Raw genomic sequence first — 15,810 nt, 5'->3', positions numbered from 1 at the left:
GGGAGCCGGATGTCCCGACTTCAACGGCGCGCGCCCCCGGAGCGGCTACTCCGAGGGCGCTGTTCGGGCCGTTCCCGTCTGTGAGAGGAACACGACCCAATGAACGTCATCGTCACTGTTCAGGACGCTGTTACGGCGTTCGCGGACTTCATGGAGCCGACGGCTGCGGAGCTGGACGCGATCGAGCGGGAGATGCCCGTCATCCTGGCGGACGTCGACCTGCTGGACGCGCACATCGTCACCCTCGACCGCACGCCGACCGAGCTGGACGCCCGCCGCATCCGCCGAGCCCGCCGCCGCGCGCTCGCCGCCCGCGTCGCCCTGCTCAACGCCGCGGCCGGTGCGAGCCTTCCCGGGGGTGCCGCGTGAGTGCCACCGACCGGAACCTGACCGCCGCGCACGCCGAGGTGAAGGCGGAGATCGCGCGGACGGACACCAAGACGGCGCTGCTGCTGGCGTTCGTCGGCGCGGTGCTCGCCGGAACGTGGTCAGTCGCCCGCGACCTGCCCCTGACCGCCCCCGCCTACGTCGCGGGCGGTACCGGGCTGGCTCTGCTGGTCGGTGCGGCCGGTCTGCTGCTGCGCTCGGTGCGCCCGAACCTGGGCGGTCGGCACGGCTTCCCCCTGTGGGCCACCCTCACTGCCGAGCAGATCGGCGCGGCCGTCACCGCGGACCTGGCCGCCGACATCGCCGGACTGTCCCGGCTCGCGGTCAAGAAGTTCACCTGCCTGCGCCGCGCGGTCGACCTGACCATGACCGGCGGCGCCCTGCTCATCCTCGCTGCCCTGCTCACCGTCGGGGGTGCGGCATGAGCCTTCACCGCAAGGGCCGTGCCGCCCTCGTGCTCGCGCTGGTCGCCGTGGTCGCCATGGCGTTCCGGGTCTCCTGGAACGCGCTGCGGGACATCGCCGGCGCGGTCGGCGCGGACGCCACGGCGGCGATGCTGTACCCGTTCGTGGTCGACGGCCTGATGGCGCTCGCGCTGGTCGCCACCCTCGTGCTCACCGACGACGCCCGCCGCTTCGCGCTGCGGGTGCTGGGTGCCTACACGGTCGCCTCGCTCGTGCTGAACTACGTGCACGGGCTCGTGCCCGAGCTGCACGGCCGCACGGTCGACTGGTCACGACTGGCCGACTGGGACCCGGCGAACTGGGCGCTCGTGCTGCTGGCCACCTCGCTGCCGGTCGGGTCGATCTACTTCGGTTCCGACCTGGTCGCCAAGGTCCTCCACCACCGACCCGCTCCGATCCCGACACCGGTCGCGAATACGGAGGAATCGACCGAGACCGATACGAAACGGTCTACGGCTGACCTCGCGGTATCGACCCCCGAGCCGATCACACCGAACGTCACGGCACTGCCGCGTCCGGTGGCCGTCGGCTTCCTGAAGTCGGCTCTCCCCACCAAGCCTGTGCCCTCGATCGCCTCGCCCGCCGCGGCGCCGGTCAAGCCGATCGGACGGCGCGCGGTGGCAGCCGAATCGAGTAGGCCGCGCCGCGCCACCGGGCGTGTTCCGGAGGTGGCGAAGTCGCCCCGCCCCAAGCGCACCCCGGAACAGTTGCTCGCGGAGGCGCGCAGGGTGACGGCCGGCTGGCCGGACGCGAAGGTGACCGCCGAGGGCATCCGCCGCGAGGTGCGCACCTCGCCGGCGAACGCGCGGACGCTGCGGGACACGATCCTCGCCGAACGCGCCGCCCTGGCTGAGGCCGCGTGATGGGGGCGCTGCCGGTGTTCCGGTGGCGCCTGGCCCCGGACGGCTACGCCACCCGCCGACAGTTGCGTGCCCGCGGGCTGCGGCCCGGCGGTCAGGACGTGGCCGCACAACTCGAACGCCCGCGCCGTCGGCGCCCGCCGCTGGTCGCCTACCTCTACCGCGTCGACCTGGCCAAGCCGGTCCGGCCGATGACCGAGGCGAGGTGGGCGGCGCTCGCCGCCGCGAACCGGGCCCGCCGCACCTGCCCCGAGTGCCGCCGCGATGCGGGATACGTCATCCCCGCCTCGCTCGGCATGTGCGTGACCTGCGCCTTCCCCGAACCTTCCGACTCCCGAAGGAGTGTCTGACATGGGCAAGCCCGACACCCGCCGCCTGGACCGCGCCATCCAGCTTGCGCACCGCAAGCTCGCGGCCGTGCAGAACCGCGAGATGTGGCCGCTGGACGGCCGCGAGCGGCGCGCGGTGATCGCCGGTCTGGCCGGTGGCGGCTACAAGGTCGTGCGCGGCAAGAGCCCGGCCCGCGCGGAACGCAAGCTGGAGACCGCCTGGAACGCGGCGGAGACCCGGCTGGTCGCGGAGATCGCCGCGCTCACGGCGGAGCGGCAGCGGGTCGTGAGCGAGGCCGCGAAGGCGAAGGCGGCCAAGAAGTCGTCCGGGTGGTGGTGACCATGGGGCCGACCGCCCGGCGGTGTCCCGCCGCGCACCCGGACGACCCGACCCGGTGCACCGGCCCTGTCGCCGTGACCGTGCTCGACAGCCACGGCGCCGGCGCCGACGGGTGCGAGCACCACGGGGTCCGGCTGCTGGCCTCCCTGGAAGGGGGCCGCGTCCACCCGCTGCCCCACGCCCCGGGCGGGGCTGCGGTCCGGGTCTTCCAGGCCGCCGACGGCATCCGCCCGTTCTGCTGGGCCGACGGCCCGCGCACCGAGCCGTCCCAGCTCAGCCGCGCCGAGAACCGCGCCCGCACCACTCCCTGACCCATCCGCCGAACCCCGCCCGTGCCGCTGCCGGGCGGGGCCCGGCGCCCTCTGCTTCCGGCCCCGATTCCGGGGCAGTCAGGAGAACTTCCCGCATGTCCGAGAACGTCGTTCACCTGCACAAGAACCCCGACCCGCCCGCCGAACCGGCGACCGTGACCACGCTGACGGTGGTCCCCGACCCGCCGCCGCCCACGCCGGTGCCGCTGTGGGTGCGCTCCGGCCGCGCCGTGCGCCGGATCGCCACCGACGAGCGGACGAAGACGGCCGTCCGGGCCACGGCCCGGCATGGCCTCTACACCCTCAACGGCGGGCGGATCGTGGCCCGCCGTGCTTGGGACGGCCGGACCGGTGCCCGGTACGAGCGGATGATCCGCGCGGCCGAGGCGGCGGGGAACCTGGAGGCGGCCGAGGAGTGGGAAGAGCGGTTGCAGCGCTTCCGCGCCGCCCGCCACCACCGCCGCATGGACCTGCTCCACTCCCCGGTCGACGCGGCCAAGGGCGTCGCCGTCGGCACGGGCATGAGCATCGGTGTGCTGGTCGCCCTCGGGGTTGTCATGGCCATCAACTCCGGCCAGGCCGGGGACGTCATCACGCCGCTGTCGGCGACAATCGACTTCATTGCTCTGCTGATCCGGATCGTGCAGGTGGTGTGGGGTCCGGTGCTGACGATCGGCCCGTTCCTCGCGCTGCTCGCTCTGTGGGCAGTCGGCCGCAACCAGCAGGCCGCCCCGAACTGGGCGCTGCCCGCGAACGTGCGCAACGGTGAGGGGGAGCCGATCACGCCGTCGATCGTGGTCAAGGCCCTGCGCGACCTCGGGGTCCCGGCGCTGCGCAACGCCATCAAGGAGATGGGCGACGCCGGCGCGAGCATGCTGGGGCCGATCCGGATCGCCGGATGCGGTGTCGAGGTCGACGTGACCCTTCCCTCCGGGGTGTCGACCAACGAGGTGCAGAACCGGCGGCGCAAGCTCGCCGAGAACCTGACCCGGCACGAACACGAGGTGTTCATCACCATCCCGACCGCGGCGCGGACGGTGCGGCTGTGGATCGCCGACTCGGGTGCGCTGGACGAGCCGATCGGCCCGTCCCCGCTGGCCACGGACGAGACGCTGACCGCTGACTACGCCAAGGGCAAGGCCCCGTGGGGGCAGGACCTGCGCGGCGACGCCGCCGCACTCAGCCTCTACCAGCGCCACCTTCTGATCACGGGCCTGTCGAACCAGGGCAAGACGGCCGCGCTGCGGGCGCTCGCCCTGTGGGCCTGCCTGGACCGCCGGGTGGAATTCCGGATCGCCGACCTCAAGGGCGCCGGCGACTGGGCCATGTTCGACGGCCTCGCCACCGTCCTCATCCAGGGCCCAGCCGATGAGCAGGTGATCGAGGCCACCGAGATGGTCGAGGGCCTGGTCGACGAGATGAACCGGCGCATCGAGGTCCGCCGCCGCGACCCGGGCGCGGTCTTCACCCCGCTGATCGGCATCGTGGACGAAGCACAGGTCGCGTTCATGTGCCCGGTCAAGGACGAGGACAGCCGGCCCTACGGCGGCTCCAAGGCCACGTCCCGCTACTTCATGGCCGTCCGCAAGGTGCACAACCAGGGCCGCGTGGTCGACGTGCTGCTGTGGGAGGGCACGCAGGACCCCACCGACCAGAACCTTCCCAAGCTGGTCCGCGAGGGCGCCCACACCCGCGCCTCCCTCGCCCTCGGCACCGAGTCGCAGGCCCGCATGGCCCTCGGGGACAAGGCCGTCGACGGCGGCGCCGCCCCGCACCTGCTGCGCCAGGGCCTGGACAAGGGCACCCTCGTGGTCGCCTCCGACGGGATCGAGATCCCGGCCGGGCAGGCGTCCCTCACGGTGCGCACGCACTACATCGACGACGAAACCGCTGTGGCCATCACCGAGCGAGCGAAGGCCCTGCGGGACGGCGTCACCACCCTGCACAGCATCGACCGCAGCGAGGAACGCGACCCGCTCGCCGACATCGCCGCCGTCATCGGCAACGACGCCCGGGTGCGCACGCAGGAGGTCATCACCCGGCTCGCCGCGCTGAACGCGGACGCCTACGCCGGGTGGTCGTTCATCGACCTCAAGCGCGTGCTGGACGCCGCCGGCGCCGAGCCGTACAAGTCCGACGGCCGCATGGTCGTCGGCCGCGACCGCGTCGCCCGCGCCCTCGCCGACCGCGACACCGACGGTTCCGCTTCCGCCTCCGAGTGACAGGGAAGCGACCCCCGGCGGGTCAGGGAGGCAGGGAGAACTCCCTGACCACCTCCCTGCCCCGCCTCCCTCGCCCTGACCTGCACAAATGATCGTCCAGGGAGGCAGGGAGGCCCGCAGGTCAGACCCCCGAAACACCCCTCCACAGCACCCCCGGCAGGGGGTGCTTCTGCCTCCCTGGCCAACTGCCGGAAGGGATTCCGCATGTACCCCGACACCCCGCGCGTGCCCGCACAGCGGGCCGTGGAGGTCCACCACCCGACCCCGTTGCCACCCGCCGTGCCGGTGTCGGCGCCGGTCGTGCCGGTACAGCCGGGGAGCGTCCCGGCGGTGGCGAGCATCGTCCTCCCGGACGGCCGCATCGTCACCGGCTACGCCATCGACCACACCCGGCCCGAGCCGGTCACCACCAAGCCGGCCGTCTCCCGGACGGCGGTGAACGTCGCCCTCGGGGGCGTCGGCTTCCTCGCCGTGTGCGGCGGGCTGCTGCTGCTCACCTCGTTCATCGCCGCCCTGACCGCGTTCATCGGCCAGCTCATCATCCTCGCCGCCGTCATCTTTGGCGGCTGGATCGCCGTCCAGGTGCTCAGCGCGAGCGGCCGCAAGGGCGGGACCACGGTGAACATCCGGCGGGCCGTCTTCAAGCGCAACCACTTCCACGGCTGACCGGAGAGGACCCGCCATGGCACTCACCACGATCACGTGCATCGTCGCCGTCTGCGACCTGTGCGGATGCCGCAACACCGACAAGGAAGACGGCGTCCACTACACGACCCGGGACGACGCCCTCGCGGACCTGACCACCGCCTACGGCGACGCCCCCGCGTGGACCCTCACCGTCGACGGCCGCCTGATCTGCGACCGCACCGACCAGGCCCACCACGAACAGCGCATCCACGTCCACGGCTGGCACCCCACCGACGGCGCCATGACCATCACCTTCACCCCCGACACGCCCTCACACCGGGCGCACCCCTAGCTACGCCAAGGGCGGCCCCCCATTCCGCCAAGAACACCGGGGCCGCCCTTGTCATCCAGCACCCATCAACAGGACTGGAGACCTCCAGCATGACCCATCGCTCCGCCGTGCCGCCGGACGGCGGCAACATCAGTCTGTGCACCGGGTCCGGTGCGCTGGACCTGGCCGTGGAGGCCGTCACCGGCCTGCCCACGGTCGCGGTCGCCGAGAAGGACCCGGCCGCCTCCCGACTGCTGGCCGCCCGCATGCCGGGCGCCCGCAACCTCGGTGACGTCACGGCCGTCGGCTGGCAGGCCGTTGCCGCCTCCATGCCCCGCCCGGCCGCGCTGACCGCCGGCTTCCCCTGCCAGGACATCTCCAACGCCGGACCTCGGGGAGGTATCGCCGGTGACCGCTCCGGACTCTGGAAAACCGTCGCCCACGCCGTTCGCCACCTTCGACCCCGACTCGTGTTCCTGGAAAACGTCGCCGCCATCCGCAGCCGGGGACTCGACGTCGTCGCCGCCGACCTGGCCGCGCTCGGGTACGACGCGCGGTGGATGTGCCTACGCGCTGGAGATCCCGAAGTCGGAGCCTGCCACCGGCGGGACCGCTGGTTCGCCGTCGCGTATCCCGCTGCTGAAGACCCCCACCTCACAGCTCGGGCGCAACGGCGGACCGCAGCACCCGGACAAGCGCAAGGCGGGCGGGCACGGGCCCACGCTGGAGGACGAAGTGGTCTTCTTGCTGCCCCCGACGGACGCATGAGGCTGCTGCCCACCCCGGCCGCCGCCGACGGCACCGGCGGCCCCGGCACCTCGCCCAAGCGCAAGGGGGGCATGAACCTGCGCACCGCCGTCACGCTGCTGCCCACCCCCGCGGCCCGTGACTGGAAGTCCGGCGCCTCCAACCTGCTGGGCACCAACTCCCGCCCGCTCAACGAGGTGGTCGTCAACCTGCTGCCCACCCCGAAGGCATCCGACGGGCCGCACGGCGGACCCAACCAGCGCGACACGGCCGGGAACTACTACCTCCCCGGCCAGGCCGTCCGCCTCGACCGGCGGTGGGTGGCGACCAACGGCACCGACTACGGGCCCGCCATCCGCCGCTGGGAAGCCGTCCTCGGGCGTCCCGCGCCCGAACCGACCGAGCCGGGCACCAAGGGCAACCGCCGCCTGTCCCCGGCCTTCGTGGAATGGATGATGGGCGCCGACCCCGGCTGGGTCACCGGCACAGACCTGGGCCTGTCCCGTTCCGACCAGCTCAAGATCCTCGGCAACGGCGTCGTCATTCACCAGGCCGTTCTCGCCTACCGCACCCTGCTCGCCGTCTCCGCACCCGAGGCGGCGGAACCTGGACCGTCCCAGCTCGCCCTCGACATCGCCTAGCCACGCCAAGGGCGGCCCCCCATTCCGCCAAGAACACCGGGGCCGCCCTTGTCACCAGCACCCATCAACAGGACTGGAGACACCCAGCATGCCCCATCACCCCCCGTCCGCGCTGCTGTCCGCAGCGCTGAACGCCGCCGAACGCGGCTGGCACGTCTTCCCGCTCCGTCCCGGCACCAAGCGCCCGGCCCTGCACGGCGAGACGGCCTGCCCCGGCACCGGGCCGTGCACGGGCGGGCACCGCAAGTGGGAACAGCGGGCCACCACCGACCCCGGCCGCATCCGCGCCGCCTGGTCGCAGGCGCCGTACAACGTCGGCATCGCCACCGGCCCCTCCGGGCTGCTCGTGGTCGACCTGGACGTGCCCAAGGACAACAGCAACGGGGACGCGCCTTGCGGCGCGGCGACCTTCAAGGCGCTCTGCGAGCGCACCGGGCACGCCGTCCCCGACACCTACCGCACCCGGACCGCGAGCGGTGGACAGCACCTGTACTTCACCGTGCCGTCCGGGGTGCGGCTGGCCAACACCGCGGGCACGGTCGCCGACGCGGTCGACACCCGCGCGTGGGGCGGCTACATCGTCGCCGCCGGCAGCACCCTGCCCACCGGCACCTACGAGCCGCTCTCCGACACGGCCACGGCCGCACTGCCCGAGTGGCTGCAGGCCGTCCTGCAGCCTGCCCCCGCCCGGCCCGTGGGCCCGCTGAGGCTCCCGACGGTGAACGGCAGCCGGGCGGCCGTGGCTGCGCTGGACGCCGAATGCGCGAACGTGGTCGCCGCCCCGGAAGGGCTGCGCAACGTCACCCTGAACCGCAGCGCCTTCAAGGTGGGGCGGTTCGTCGCGTGGGGAGACCTCCCCCGCCAGGTGGCGGAGGACGCCTTCCAAGCGGCAGGGGAGTCGGTGGGACTCACCGCGGCCGAGTGTCGCACCACGATCCGCAGCGCCCTGGACAGCTCCCTGCGCACCGCCCGGCCCCGGGAGGCGGCATGAACACCCCCGGCCGCCCCCGCTTGGAAGGCCGACCGGCCGCGCCCACCGGCCCGCACGCCGCCCGTCCGGCCTCGCCGCCGGCGGCCGTGGGCGAGCCGAAAGGCGCCGCCCGTCAGGGCGTCGTCTCTGCTCTTCGCTCTGACCGGTTCCCGGCCACGGACGTACGCCCCAGCGCCGACCCGACGCCGGACCGGCCCGGCATCCGCGTCTACGCCCCGCCGGTCTACCGCCACCACTGGGACGGCGCCCGCTGGTCCAAGCGCTACGGCACCACCCCCACCGCCGCCTACGCCTGCCCCTGCGGCGAGACCCGCACCGCCCGCGGACAGGACGCCGTGGCCGCGCTGGTCACCGAGTACGCCGCCCACAAGCACTTCTGCACCGGTACACCCGCCGCACCGTGTGAAGGGAGGGCCGCCGCATGACCCCCACCATCGACGGGGCCGCGCTGCTCGACGAGGTGGAAGCCTTCCACCGCCGCTTCAACGTCTTCCCGCACGAGGCCGCCTACGTCGCCGTCGCCCTGTGGGACGCGCACGCCCACCTGCTCGACTGCTTCGACTCCACCCCCCGGCTCGCCTTCCTCTCCCCCGAACCGGGGTCGGGCAAGTCCCGGGCGCTGGAGATCGTGGAAACCCTCGTGCCCCAGCCCATGACGGCCGTCAACGCGTCCGCCGCCGCCCTGTTCCGGTCCGTGTCCAGCCCCAACGGCCGGCCCACGATCCTGTTCGACGAGATCGACACCGTCTTCGGCCCCAAGGCCGGGGACAACGAGGAACTGCGCGGGTTCCTCAACGCCGGACACCGCCGCACCGGCGTGACCTACCGGTGCATCGGCGACGGCGGCAACCAGACCGTGCAAGCCTTCCCCTCGTACTGCGCGGTCGCGGTCGCCGGACTCGGCTCCCTCCCCGACACGATCCTGACCCGCTCGGTCGTCATCCGCATGCGCCGCCGGGCCCGCAACGAACGCGTGGAAGCCTTCCGCGCCCGCCTCCACGAAGCCGAGGGCCACAAGCTCCGCGACCGGCTCGCGCAGTGGACGGAACAGGCACGCGACCGGGTCATGGGGGCCTGGCCCGAGATGCCCGACGGCGTCACCGACCGGCCCGCCGACGTGTGGGAACCCCTGCTCGCCGTCGCGGACGCGGCCGGCGGCGACTGGCCCGCCCGGGCCCGCGAAGCCTGCGTGACGCTGGTCGCCGCGTCCAAGGCCAACGACAAAGGCAGTCTGGGCGTGCGGTTGCTCACCGACCTGCGCGATCACGTCATGGTCGGCATCGACCGCCTGCCCACCGTGGCCATCCTGGACCGGCTCAACGCCCTGGACGACGCCCCCTGGGCCGACCTCAACGGCAAGCCGCTCGACAACCGGCGCCTGTCCAAGATGCTCGCCGAGTACATGACGGCCGACAACGAGCCGATCGCCTCCCGCAACATCAAGACCGCCGGGAGCGTCCTCAAGGGCTACTACAGCGCCGATCTGTGGGACGCGTGGGCCCGCTACTGCCCCCCACCCCCGGAAAGTCCGCTACCTCCGCTACCGGACACCGAAAACGCTGCCTGACCAGCACCAACGAGGTAGCGGCAACCCGCCCCGGTTGCCGCTACCCATCCGCTACCGCTACCCCTTCCCGCTACCTCGATCAGGCCCCTGACCTGCGAGGTAGCGGAGGTGGCGGAAGTAGCGCCCCTCAGAAGGTGCCCGGGCCCCGCAACCCCGCGAAGGAGTCACCACCTTGGCCAACACCAAGATGCTCAAGCTCCCCGAAGTCCTCGCCGAGATCGGCATGAGCCGCGCCGCCTTCTACCGTCTGCGCGCCCGCGGGCAGGCACCGCGACTCGTGAAGCTGCCCAACGGCCACCTCCGGGTCCGCCGCAACGACCTGGACGACTGGCTCAGCAACCTGGACTCCCCCGCCTACTGATCACCTCGACCCACCGACACGACCCAAGGGGCCCGGCTCATGCCGGGCCCCTTTCGCAGGAAGGTCCCCGATGGGGAAGACGTACGACGTTCGGATCTGGTCCGTCCGCCAGCGGAAGGACCGTGGACAGTCCTCCGCGGAATTGCGCTGGAAGACGGGCGACACCCCGCACTCCCAGACGTTCCGCACCAAGACACTGGCGGAGGGCCGGCGCGCTCAGTTGCTGCGGGCGGCACACGACGGCGAGCCGTTCGACGAGGCCACCGGGGTGCCACTCTCCGAGCTGCGGCAGCGCAACGACGTGAGCTGGTACCAGCACGCCCGCGAGTACATCGAGATGAAGTGGCAGCACTCCCCCGGCTCAACACGCCGGACGCTCGCGGAAGCGATGGCCACCGTCACGCCCGCTCTCGTCAAGGACACCAAGGGCATGGCCGACGCCAAGACGGTACGGACGGCCCTCTACAGCTGGGCGTTCAACATGAGCCGCCGCGACCTAGAACCGCCGGACGAGGTGGCCGCCGTGCTGGCATGGTTCGAGCGGAAGTCCCTGCCCACGTCCTCGTTGGCCGACCGGATGCGCGTACGCGCCGCTCTGGACGCCCTGACCAAGAAGCTGGACGGCACCACGGCGTCCGCGTCGACCATCCGTCGGAAGCGGGCCATCTTCCACAACGCGCTCGGCTATGCCGTCGACGCCGGCCGTCTGACGGACAACCCCCTGCCGCAGGTTCAGTGGAAGGCTCCGGAACAGGTGGCCGAGGAACTGGACCCCGCGTCGGTGCCCGACCCCCGGCAGGCGCTCGCGCTGCTCGATGCCGTGCGGACGCAGAGCGCCCGTGGGCGCCGTCTGGTCGCATTCTTCGGCTGCATGTACTACGCGGCGGCACGGCCGGCGGAAGTCATCGGCCTGCGCCTGCAGGACTGCGACCTGCCTCGCCGCGGGTGGGGAACCCTGCGGCTCCGGGAGACCCGTCCGCGGTCGGGGTCGGCCTGGACGGACAGCGGCGAAGCGCACGACCGGCGGGGCCTGAAACACCGGCCCCGGAAGGCGGTCCGTACTGTGCCGATCCCGCCCGACCTCGTGAACCTGCTGCGGTGGCACATCACGGCGTACGGCGTCGCGCCGGACGGGCGACTGTTCCGCACGCAGCGCGGCGGGCTCATCCAGGACACCGGATACGGCGAGGTGTGGGCGGAAGCTCGCGCACGTGCCCTCACGCCCGCTCAGTGCGCGTCATCGCTGGCCAAGCGGCCTTATGATCTACGTCACGCCGCTGTATCCACATGGCTCAGTTCCGGTGTGGAACCGCAGGAAGTGGCCGCTCGCGCCGGCCACAGTGTGGCCGTGCTGTTCCGGGTATACGCGAAGTGCCTGGACGGCGGCGCCGCCACGGCGAACGCCCGGATCGAGCGGGCGCTGAAGAACGGCAGCTAGGAGGGGCGGAAGCTGCCCCACGCCTGCCCCACACGGACTGGTCAGCACCCGAATCAGGGTGAGACACACTGGGAAAAAGCACCCATAACGATCAGATCGGGCCCGTGAACGCCGAAAGGGTCTGCGATCAGCATTGCTGCTGGTCACAGACCCTTTCGGTCTTGTGGCGGCGCCAGGATTCGAACCTGGGAAGGCTGAGCCGGCAGATTTACAGTCTGCTCCCTTTGGCCGCTCGGGCACACCGCCGGGGTTCGCTGCTCTTCACACCGTCTTGCGGCGGTGCTCCGTGGCAACGACGTAAACAATACCCGATGGGGAGGGGTGCTTCGCCACCCGATTGATCTGCGCCGGGAGGGCGGCGGGTGGCTAGGCTTGTCCGGATGCGGCCGAGGACCCCCGCCGGGCTCGGCGGCCGCCGAGGTATGCCGGCAGGGACCCGATACGCGGGCCGACACGCACCCAGATACAAGGAGCCAACAGGACATGGCCGACTCCAGTTTCGACATCGTCTCGAAGGTCGAGCGGCAGGAGGTCGACAACGCCCTCAACCAGGCCGCCAAGGAGATCTCCCAGCGCTACGACTTCAAGGGCGTGAACGCCTCGATCTCGTGGTCCGGGGACAAGATCCTCATGGAGGCCAACTCCGAGGACCGGGTGAACGCCATCCTCGACGTCTTCCAGTCCAAGCTGATCAAGCGCGGTATCTCGCTGAAGGCTCTGGACGCGGGCGAGCCCCAGCTCTCCGGCAAGGAGTACAAGATCTTCGCGTCGATCGAGGAGGGCATCTCCCAGGAGAACGCGAAGAAGGTGGCGAAGATCATCCGCGACGAGGGTCCGAAGGGCGTCAAGGCCCAGGTGCAGGGTGACGAGCTGCGGGTCAGCTCCAAGAGCCGCGACGACCTGCAGACCGTGATCTCGCTGCTCAAGGGCAAGGACTTCGACTTCGCGCTGCAGTTCGTCAACTACCGGTGACCTGCCGGACGTCTCCGGCGTTCCGCTGAGCCGGCCGCGTACGACGAAGGGTGGGCGCCCTCGGGTGCCCACCCTTTCCCGTCGCCCGCGCGGCGTGCTCAGTCGCGGGAGTGGCCGAACAGGATGCGGTAGGCGGTCAGCAGGACCAGTGAGCCGCCGATCGCCGCCGCCCAGGTGGCGCCGTCGTAGAAGTCCTTGCTGATCGGGTGGTCCAGCCAGCGGGCCGATATCCAGCCGCCGACGAACGCGCCCGCGATGCCGATGACGGTGGTGCCGACGAAGCCGCCCGGGTCGCGGCCCGGCAGCAGGAACTTGGCCACGGCTCCGGCCAGCAGCCCCAGGACGATCCAGCCGATGACGGTCATGCCGTGACCCTGCCCTTCCTCGCCGTGCCCGCGCTGTCCGAGCGCTGTGGGCCCGGGCTTCCGCGTGTGTTCATGTCCTCTTGGCGGGGAGGACGTTCCCGCTGCTCCCGGTGGTTGCGCAGGCCAGTAGGGTGCGACCCATGTCACCTGCGGATTCCGAGCTGCGGCGCACCCTGGGCGTGGGTGACGCGGTCGTCGTGGGGCTCGGTTCCATGGTCGGTGCCGGGATCTTCGCCGCCCTGGCGCCCGCGGCGCGCGCCGCCGGGCCGGGGCTGCTGACCGCCCTCGCCGTGGCCGCCGCGGTGGCCTACTGCAACGCCATGTCGTCGGCACGGCTGGCCGCCCGGTATCCGGCCTCGGGCGGCACGTACGTCTACGGACGTGAGCGGCTCGGGGAGTTCTGGGGGTATCTCGCCGGCTGGTCGTTCGTCGTCGGCAAAACGGCGTCCTGTGCCGCCATGGCACTCACCGTGGGCGCGTACGTCTGGCCAGGGCAGGCGCACTCGGTGGCGGTCGCGGCCGTGGTGGCGCTGACCGCGGTGAACTGCTGCGGCGTGCAGAAGTCGGCCTGGGTGACGCGGGTGATCGTGGCGGTGGTCCTGGCCGTCCTCGCTTCCGTGGTGGTGGTGTGCCTGGGGCCGGGGCGGGCCGGCGCCGTCCGGCTGGGCGTCGGGGCGTCCGAGGGGGCCGGGGGTGTGCTGCAGGCCGCCGGTCTGCTGTTCTTCGCGTTCGCCGGGTACGCGCGCATCGCGACCCTGGGCGAGGAGGTGCGGGACCCGGCGCGCACCGTGCCCCGCGCGATCCCGCTGGCGCTGGGCATCACGCTGGCCGTGTACGTGTGTGTCGCGGTGGCCGTCCTCTCCGTGCTGGGGCCGGGCGGGCTGGGGCGGGCGACCGCGCCGCTGGCGGACGCGGTCCGGGCGGCGGGTGTGCCCGAACTGGCGCCGGTGGTGCGGGTGGGGGCCGCCGTGGCCGCGCTCGGATCCCTGCTGACGCTGATCCTCGGGGTGTCGCGGACGACGCTGGCCATGGCGCGGGACCGTCATCTGCCCGGCGCCCTGGCCGCCGTGCATCCGCGGTTCCGGGTGCCGCACCGGGCGGAGGCGGCCGTGGGCGCGGTGGTCGCGGTGCTGGCCGCGACGGTGGACGTGCGGGGGGCGATCGGCTTCTCCTCCTTCGGTGTGCTGGCGTACTACGCGGTGGCCAACGCCTCGGCCTGGACGCTCGGTTCCGCTCCGGCGGCGCGGGTGGTGCCGGCGGTGGGGCTGGCCGGGTGCCTGGTGCTGGCGTTCTCGCTGCCGGTGTCCTCGGTGGTGGCGGGCACGGGGGTGCTGGCGGTGGGTGTGGTCGTGTACGGAGTGCGGCGGCGGGTGACGGCAGCGCGGTAGGCCGCGCGGGTGGACGGGGCGGCCGGTGCTTCTGTCCCGGCCTGCGTGCGTCATGGCGGGGTCGTGGACAACGGCCCCGGGGAGCGCGGTCCTCCGGGGCCGGTCGGCGGGTGTGGCCGGTCCTCGTCTCAGCGGGCCGTGAAGGGCTGGTCCGTGCGCACGATCTCGCGTCCCAGCGGGAGCAGCGAGACCGGGATCAGCTTGAAGTTGGCGATGCCCAGCGGGATGCCGATGATCGTGACGCACAGCGCGATGCCGGTGACGATGTGGCCGAGGGCCAGCCACCACCCCGCGAGGACCAGCCACAGCGCGTTGCCGACGCAGGAGGCCGCTCCCGCGTCGAGGCGCTCGACCGCCGCGTACCCGAAGGGCCACAGGGCGTAGACGCCGATGCGGAAGGCGGCGATGCCGAAGGGGATGCCGATGATCGTGACGCAGAGCAGCACGCCGGCCAGCAGATAGCCGAGGAAGAGCCAGAAGCCGCTGAGGACGAGCCATATGACGTTGAGGACGGTCTTCATCGCTGAGGGCCTGCCATCTTCTCGAGCCGGGCGATTCGTTCCGCCATCGGCGGGTGGGTGGAGAACATCTTCGACATGCCCTGGCCCGGGCGGAACGGGTTGGCGATCATCATGTGGCTGGCGGTCTCGATGCGGGGCTCCGGCGGCAGCGGGAGCTGCTTCGTGCCGGCCTCGAGCTTGCGCAGGGCGGAGGCCAGGGCGAGCGGGTCGCCGGTCAGCCGGGAGCCGGAGGCGTCGGCCTCGTACTCCCGGGAGCGGCTGATCGCCAGCTGGATGACGGTGGCGGCGAGCGGTCCGAGGATCATGATGAGGAGCATGCCCAGCAGACCGGGTCCGTCATCGTCGTCGGAGCGGCCGATCGGGATCAGCCAGGCGAAGTTGACCAGGAACATGATCACGGAGGCGAGGGCGCCGGCGACCGACGAGATGAGGATGTCGCGGTTGTGGACGTGGCTCAGCTCGTGGCCGATGACGCCGCGCAGTTCGCGTTCGTCGAGCAGGCGCAGGATGCCCTCGGTGCAGCACACCGCGGCGTTGCGCGGGTTGCGGCCGGTCGCGAAGGCGTTCGGGGCGTCCGTCGGGGAGATGTACAGACGGGGCATGGGCTGGCGGGCCTGGGTGGAGAGCTCGCGGACCATGCGGTAGAGCCCCGGTGCCTCGAACTCGCTCACCGGGCGGGCGCGCATCGCGCGCAGGGCCAGCTTGTCGCTGTTCCAGTAGGCGTACGCGTTCGTCCCGAGGGCGACGAGGACGGCGACGACGAGACCGGCCCGGCCGAAGAAGCCGCCGATGACGATGATGAGCGCGGACAGTCCCCCGAGGAGTACTGCGGTCCTGAGCCCGTTGTGCCGGCGGTGCACGGTACGCCCTCCAAGTCGTGCGGCAGGGGAACCTTCGCTCGCTGGTCTCGCTCGCTGTGGTTGCTTCCCGGTGTCCGATGCCCCTGGT

At 72.2% G+C, this 15,810-nt stretch carries 20 protein-coding genes and 1 tRNA gene; 17 read left to right on the top strand and 4 right to left on the bottom strand.

The features are described from left to right. Positions 1-99: 99 nt before the first annotated feature. From ACFYOJ_RS20430 to ACFYOJ_RS20360, 15 genes are all read left to right on the top strand, one after another. Positions 100-369, top strand: a complete 270-nt coding sequence (locus ACFYOJ_RS20430) for a DUF6284 family protein (RefSeq protein WP_356552778.1) — start codon at positions 100-102, stop codon at positions 367-369. Next, positions 366-812 carry a Pycsar system effector family protein gene (locus tag ACFYOJ_RS20425; RefSeq protein WP_356552779.1) on the top strand — a complete coding sequence of 149 codons (447 nt, stop codon included), beginning with the start codon at positions 366-368 and terminating at the stop codon, positions 810-812. The genes ACFYOJ_RS20430 and ACFYOJ_RS20425 overlap by 4 nt, the downstream gene beginning before the upstream one ends. Further along, entirely contained in the window at positions 809-1,714 is a 906-nt protein-coding gene (locus tag ACFYOJ_RS20420) for a DUF2637 domain-containing protein (protein ID WP_356552781.1), read from the top strand. Before ACFYOJ_RS20425 ends, ACFYOJ_RS20420 begins: the two co-directional genes overlap by 4 nt. Continuing rightward, complete coding sequence (locus ACFYOJ_RS20415) at positions 1,714-2,061, top strand: RRQRL motif-containing zinc-binding protein (protein ID WP_356552782.1); 348 nt, start codon at positions 1,714-1,716, stop codon at positions 2,059-2,061. Before ACFYOJ_RS20420 ends, ACFYOJ_RS20415 begins: the two co-directional genes overlap by 1 nt. 1 nt (position 2,062) lies before the next feature. Further along, a complete protein-coding gene (locus tag ACFYOJ_RS20410) occupies positions 2,063-2,380 on the top strand; it encodes a hypothetical protein (protein WP_356552784.1) in 318 nt (105 codons plus the stop codon). Positions 2,381-2,454: 74 nt separating this feature from the next. Then, positions 2,455-2,691 (top strand): hypothetical protein, encoded by a 237-nt coding sequence (locus ACFYOJ_RS20405; protein ID WP_356552786.1) that lies wholly within the window; start codon positions 2,455-2,457, stop codon positions 2,689-2,691. Positions 2,692-2,786: 95 nt separating this feature from the next. Beyond that, positions 2,787-4,913 (top strand): FtsK/SpoIIIE domain-containing protein, encoded by a 2,127-nt coding sequence (locus ACFYOJ_RS20400; protein WP_356552787.1) that lies wholly within the window; start codon positions 2,787-2,789, stop codon positions 4,911-4,913. A 204-nt stretch (positions 4,914-5,117) separates the two neighbouring features. Then, the gene (locus ACFYOJ_RS20395; RefSeq protein ID WP_356552789.1) at positions 5,118-5,579 is read left to right on the top strand and encodes a hypothetical protein; all 462 of its coding nucleotides are present in this window, start codon (positions 5,118-5,120) and stop codon (positions 5,577-5,579) included. A gap of 16 nt (positions 5,580-5,595) precedes the next feature. Beyond that, entirely contained in the window at positions 5,596-5,892 is a 297-nt protein-coding gene (locus ACFYOJ_RS20390; RefSeq protein ID WP_356552791.1) for a hypothetical protein, read from the top strand. An 89-nt stretch (positions 5,893-5,981) separates the two neighbouring features. Further along, entirely contained in the window at positions 5,982-7,259 is a 1,278-nt protein-coding gene (locus ACFYOJ_RS20385) for a DNA cytosine methyltransferase (protein ID WP_356552793.1), read from the top strand. Positions 7,260-7,347: 88 nt separating this feature from the next. Next, a complete protein-coding gene (locus ACFYOJ_RS20380) occupies positions 7,348-8,250 on the top strand; it encodes a bifunctional DNA primase/polymerase (protein ID WP_356552794.1) in 903 nt (300 codons plus the stop codon). After that, on the top strand, positions 8,247-8,675 hold the full coding sequence (locus tag ACFYOJ_RS20375; protein ID WP_356552796.1) for a hypothetical protein: 429 nt from the start codon (positions 8,247-8,249) through the stop codon (positions 8,673-8,675). Before ACFYOJ_RS20380 ends, ACFYOJ_RS20375 begins: the two co-directional genes overlap by 4 nt. Beyond that, the gene (locus ACFYOJ_RS20370; protein WP_356552797.1) at positions 8,672-9,817 is read left to right on the top strand and encodes a DUF3631 domain-containing protein; all 1,146 of its coding nucleotides are present in this window, start codon (positions 8,672-8,674) and stop codon (positions 9,815-9,817) included. The genes ACFYOJ_RS20375 and ACFYOJ_RS20370 overlap by 4 nt, the downstream gene beginning before the upstream one ends. Before the next feature lie 172 nt (positions 9,818-9,989). Further along, the gene (locus ACFYOJ_RS20365; RefSeq protein WP_356552799.1) at positions 9,990-10,178 is read left to right on the top strand and encodes a helix-turn-helix domain-containing protein; all 189 of its coding nucleotides are present in this window, start codon (positions 9,990-9,992) and stop codon (positions 10,176-10,178) included. A 70-nt stretch (positions 10,179-10,248) separates the two neighbouring features. After that, positions 10,249-11,616: a tyrosine-type recombinase/integrase gene (locus ACFYOJ_RS20360; protein ID WP_356552800.1), complete on the top strand. Its 1,368-nt coding sequence runs from the start codon at positions 10,249-10,251 to the stop codon at positions 11,614-11,616. A gap of 164 nt (positions 11,617-11,780) precedes the next feature. Here ACFYOJ_RS20360 and ACFYOJ_RS20355 read toward each other — a convergent pair. Further along, positions 11,781-11,862: transfer RNA gene (locus ACFYOJ_RS20355), tRNA-Tyr, on the bottom strand. 237 nt (positions 11,863-12,099) lie between these two features. On the opposite strand from ACFYOJ_RS20355, the gene ACFYOJ_RS20350 reads away from it, so the two are divergent. Further along, positions 12,100-12,588 carry a YajQ family cyclic di-GMP-binding protein gene (locus ACFYOJ_RS20350; protein ID WP_356552801.1) on the top strand — a complete coding sequence of 163 codons (489 nt, stop codon included), beginning with the start codon at positions 12,100-12,102 and terminating at the stop codon, positions 12,586-12,588. Positions 12,589-12,686: 98 nt separating this feature from the next. Here the strand turns inward: ACFYOJ_RS20350 and ACFYOJ_RS20345 are convergent, their stop codons facing one another. Beyond that, on the bottom strand, positions 12,687-12,953 hold the full coding sequence (locus tag ACFYOJ_RS20345; RefSeq protein ID WP_356552803.1) for a GlsB/YeaQ/YmgE family stress response membrane protein: 267 nt from the start codon (positions 12,951-12,953) through the stop codon (positions 12,687-12,689). Positions 12,954-13,093: 140 nt separating this feature from the next. Here ACFYOJ_RS20345 and ACFYOJ_RS20340 point away from each other — a divergent pair, with 140 nt between their 5' ends. Continuing rightward, positions 13,094-14,341 (top strand): APC family permease, encoded by a 1,248-nt coding sequence (locus tag ACFYOJ_RS20340; protein WP_356552805.1) that lies wholly within the window; start codon positions 13,094-13,096, stop codon positions 14,339-14,341. Positions 14,342-14,469: 128 nt separating this feature from the next. On the opposite strand, the gene ACFYOJ_RS20335 is transcribed toward ACFYOJ_RS20340, so the two are convergent. Both ACFYOJ_RS20335 and htpX read right to left on the bottom strand, forming a co-directional pair. Further along, positions 14,470-14,862, bottom strand: a complete 393-nt coding sequence (locus tag ACFYOJ_RS20335; protein ID WP_356552806.1) for a YccF domain-containing protein — start codon at positions 14,860-14,862, stop codon at positions 14,470-14,472. Then, a complete protein-coding gene (htpX, locus tag ACFYOJ_RS20330; RefSeq protein ID WP_356552808.1) occupies positions 14,859-15,722 on the bottom strand; it encodes a zinc metalloprotease HtpX in 864 nt (287 codons plus the stop codon). The genes ACFYOJ_RS20335 and htpX overlap by 4 nt, the downstream gene beginning before the upstream one ends. Between the last annotated feature and the right edge of the window lie 88 nt (positions 15,723-15,810).

This window comes from Streptomyces sp. NPDC006384 (assembly GCF_042870695.1).
Lineage (GTDB): Bacteria > Actinomycetota > Actinomycetes > Streptomycetales > Streptomycetaceae > Streptomyces.
The sequence above is the reverse complement of the archived record's forward strand: the minus strand, read 5'-3'. Positions and strand labels throughout refer to the sequence as shown.